The organism is Shewanella sp. 5S214, from assembly GCF_041439795.1.
GTDB lineage: Bacteria > Pseudomonadota > Gammaproteobacteria > Enterobacterales > Shewanellaceae > Shewanella > Shewanella vesiculosa.
This window is the reverse complement of sequence record NZ_JBGOOV010000058.1, coordinates 1-3,700: the sequence shown is the minus strand read 5'-3', so window position 1 is coordinate 3,700 and position 3,700 is coordinate 1. Positions and strand designations below refer to the sequence as shown.

2 tRNA genes and 1 rRNA gene are annotated in these 3,700 nt (G+C 49.1%); all 3 read left to right on the top strand.

Annotation, left to right across the window (positions count from 1 at the left end):
- Positions 1-117 precede the first annotated feature (117 nt).
- Positions 118-194, top strand: a tRNA-Ile gene (locus ACED29_RS20915).
- Positions 195-338: 144 nt separating this feature from the next.
- Positions 339-414, top strand: a tRNA-Ala gene (locus tag ACED29_RS20910).
- A 347-nt stretch (positions 415-761) separates the two neighbouring features.
- Positions 762-3,666: ribosomal RNA gene (locus tag ACED29_RS20905) — 23S ribosomal RNA — on the top strand.
- Positions 3,667-3,700 lie beyond the last annotated feature (34 nt).

Genomic DNA, 3,700 nt, shown 5'->3' with positions numbered 1-3,700 from the left:
GGGGAACCTGGGGCTGGATCACCTCCTTACCTATACGACTAACTCAATACCTAAAAGTGCAGCGATGCATGTGAGTGTTCACACAGATTACTTGATAGAAGAAAGAGAAATTACGTTGGGTCTGTAGCTCAGCTGGTTAGAGCGCACCCCTGATAAGGGTGAGGTCGGTGGTTCAAGTCCACTCTGACCCACCAATCTTTCCTACTCTACGTTGTATGATGACTCATTTAGTCTACTAAATGTCGCTATCAACCGCCTTGATTAGAAACGATTGGCAAACCAATTTTTTGGTGAGACCTTCATTGAAGGTAAACGTAAAATCTCAACTGCATGTAAATGGGGCTATAGCTCAGCTGGGAGAGCGCCTGCCTTGCACGCAGGAGGTCTGCGGTTCGATCCCGCATAGCTCCACCATTTACACTTATCATGACGATAAGCTTATGCATAGGTTAGAGATGCCAAAGATAAACGAAATTTTATCTTTGGCTTTTTTAAGCCCGCTCTTTAACAATTTGGAAAGCTGATAGTACTAACTAAAGGCGCATGAATGATGATTCGTTGTCGTTTGTGTGATTACGTTAGTGCGAAAAACGTTAATGCGAAAGCATTAACACTTGAGTTCTCAACACACTGTTTAAGTGTCTTGAATATTCTAAAAAACTAAGGCGAGTCCACTTCCTACCCGGAGGTGAGACAAGTAAAAACCAGCTGGTCATGATATGACCCAGAGTTCACGTAAGTGAAACTCATTTGGGTTGTATGGTTAAGTGACCAAGCGTATACGGTGGATGCCTTGGCAGTCAGAGGCGATGAAGGACGTAATAACTTGCGAAAAGCGTTGGCGAGCTAGTAATAAGCATTTGAGCTAACGATATCCGAATGGGGAAACCCACATGCATAAGCATGTATCACAACATGAATACATAGTGTTGTGAGGCAAACCCGGGGAACTGAAACATCTAAGTACCCGGAGGAAAAGAAATCAACCGAGATTCCCCTAGTAGCGGCGAGCGAACGGGGATTAGCCCTTAAGTCTATGGGGTGTTAGTGGAATGAGTTGGAAAGCTCAGCGGCACAGGGTGATAGCCCCGTACACGAAAACTAACCATAGATGAAAACGAGTAAGGCGGGACACGTGACATCCTGTTTGAATATGGGGGGACCATCCTCCAAGGCTAAATACTCCTGACTGACCGATAGTGAACCAGTACCGTGAGGGAAAGGCGAAAAGAACCCCTGTGAGGGGAGTGAAATAGAACCTGAAACCGTGTACGTACAAGCAGTGGGAGCGGTTCTTGAGACCGTGACTGCGTACCTTTTGTATAATGGGTCAGCGACTTACATTTTGTAGCGAGGTTAAGCGAATAGCGGAGCCGTAGGGAAACCGAGTGTTAACTGCGCGTTTAGTTGCAAGGTGTAGACCCGAAACCGAGTGATCTAGCCATGGGCAGGTTGAAGGTTGAGTAACATCAACTGGAGGACCGAACCGACTTATGTTGAAAAATGAGCGGATGACTTGTGGCTGGGGGTGAAAGGCCAATCAAACTCGGAGATATCTGGTTCTCCTCGAAAGCTATTTAGGTAGCGCCTCGAGCGAATACCATTGGGGGTAGAGCACTGTTAAGGCTAGGGGGTCATCCCGACTTACCAACCCTTTGCAAACTCCGAATACCAATGAGTACTACTCGGGAGACAGACAGCGGGTGCTAACGTCCGTTGTCAAAAGGGAAACAACCCAGACCGTCAGCTAAGGTCCCAAAGTGTATGTTAAGTGGGAAACGATGTGGGAAGGCTTAGACAGCTAGGATGTTGGCTTAGAAGCAGCCATCATTTAAAGAAAGCGTAATAGCTCACTAGTCGAGTCGGCCTGCGCGGAAGATTTAACGGGGCTAAACATACCACCGAAGCTACGGGTGCATTTCATTAGAAGTGCGCGGTAGAGGAGCGTTCTGTAAGCGGTTGAAGGTGAAGGGGTAACCCACACTGGACGTATCAGAAGTGCGAATGCTGACATGAGTAACGATAAAGGGAGTGAAAAACTCCCTCGCCGGAAGACCAAGGGTTCCTGTCCAACGTTAATCGGGGCAGGGTGAGTCGACCCCTAAGGTGAGGCCGAAAGGCGTAATCGATGGGAAACAGATTAATATTTCTGTACTTCCGCTAACTGCGATGGAGAGACGGAGAAGGCTAGGCTAGCGCGGCGTTGGTAGTCCGCGTTTAAGGTGGTAGGTTGAATTCTTAGGCAAATCCGGGAATTCGTACTTTAATGTACAGGCTGAGAGCTGATGACGAGTCACTAAGGTGATGAAGTAGTTGATGCCATGCTTCCAGGAAAATCTTCTAAGCTTCAGGTTAGTGGGAATCGTACCCCAAACCGACACAGGTGGTCGGGTAGAGAATACCAAGGCGCTTGAGAGAACTCGGCTGAAGGAACTAGGCAAAATGGTACCGTAACTTCGGGAGAAGGTACGCTCCTGTTGGTGATGAGACTTGCTCTCTAAGCTGACGGGAGTCGCAGATACCAGGTGGCTGCAACTGTTTATCAAAAACACAGCACTGTGCAAAATCGCAAGATGACGTATACGGTGTGACGCCTGCCCGGTGCCGGAAGGTTAATTGATTGGGTTATCTTCGGAGAAGCTCATGATCGAAGCCCCGGTAAACGGCGGCCGTAACTATAACGGTCCTAAGGTAGCGAAATTCCTTGTCGGGTAAGTTCCGACCTGCACGAATGGCGTAATGATGGCCACGCTGTCTCCAGCCGAGACTCAGTGAAGTTGAAATTGCGGTGAAGATGCCGTATACCCGCGGCTAGACGGAAAGACCCCGTGAACCTTTACTATAGCTTGGCACTGAACATTGAACCTACATGTGTAGGATAGGTGGGAGACTTTGAAGCTTGGACGCTAGTCTGAGTGGAGTCAATCTTGAAATACCACCCTTGTAGTTTTGATGTTCTAACTCTGGCCCCTTATCGGGGTTGAGGACAGTGCCTGGTGGGTAGTTTGACTGGGGCGGTCTCCTCCCAAAGAGTAACGGAGGAGCACGAAGGTTGGCTAAGTACGGTCGGACATCGTACGGTTAGTGCAATGGCATAAGCCAGCTTAACTGCGAGACATACACGTCGAGCAGGTACGAAAGTAGGTCATAGTGATCCGGTGGTTCTGAATGGAAGGGCCATCGCTCAACGGATAAAAGGTACTCCGGGGATAACAGGCTGATACCGCCCAAGAGTTCATATCGACGGCGGTGTTTGGCACCTCGATGTCGGCTCATCACATCCTGGGGCTGAAGTCGGTCCCAAGGGTATGGCTGTTCGCCATTTAAAGTGGTACGCGAGCTGGGTTCAGAACGTCGTGAGACAGTTCGGTCCCTATCTGCCGTGGGCGTTGGATGATTGAGGGGAGCTGCTCCTAGTACGAGAGGACCGGAGTGGACGAACCGCTGGTGTTTGGGTTGTCATGCCAATGGCATTGCCCAGTAGCTACGTTCGGAATCGATAACCGCTGAAAGCATCTAAGCGGGAAGCGAGCCCCAAGATGAGTCATCCCTAGAGCTTTAAGCTCTCTAAAGGGCCGTAGGAGACTACTACGTTGATAGGCAAGGTGTGTAAGCGTTGTGAGGCGTTGAGCTAACTTGTACTAATGACCCGTGAGGCTTAACCATACAACCCAGATGGGTTTTACTGATACGACTTAGT